1 pseudogene is annotated in these 431 nt (G+C 63.1%); it reads left to right on the top strand.

The window, feature by feature from the left end:
* Positions 1 to 146: 146 nt before the first annotated feature.
* A pseudogene (locus FCU66_RS40820) lies at positions 147 to 431 on the top strand (hypothetical protein); the annotation flags it as partial.

Below are 431 nucleotides of genomic sequence, written 5' to 3'. Positions count from 1 at the left end.
GGGGAGGCTTCGGCCAATCCCGAATATCGGCAATGGTCGACCGAAACGGAAGGTGACATCCTCTGCGTCGCGCCACTGGATTTCGCGGCTTTTCATCCATCTCGTATCCCCGTATACGAGATGGCGTTAGCTGTCCGAGGAGTCGCATGAGCCCGCTGCCTGAAACCGTGCCGTTTTTCAGCCAGTGGGAAACGCCTGACATGACGATGGCCGTGCTGGCCGACGGCGCCGAGGTGGCGCTGCGGCGCGATCCGCTGTGGCAGGGGTCGGGCGCGGCCACTCTGGACGAATACGCGGTCTGGGCCGCCAACATTTGCGGCATGGCCTGCCTGAAGATGATCCTGGCGACGCGCGGCGAGATCGTGCCGACGATCGAATTGGCCAGGCGCTGCACTGGATATGGCGGCTATGTCGTCAACGAGGGATCGATC

Origin of the sequence: Mesorhizobium norvegicum (assembly GCF_004919685.1) — a bacterium.
GTDB lineage: Bacteria > Pseudomonadota > Alphaproteobacteria > Rhizobiales > Rhizobiaceae > Mesorhizobium > Mesorhizobium norvegicum.
This window is presented reverse-complemented; position numbering and strand designations above follow the sequence as displayed.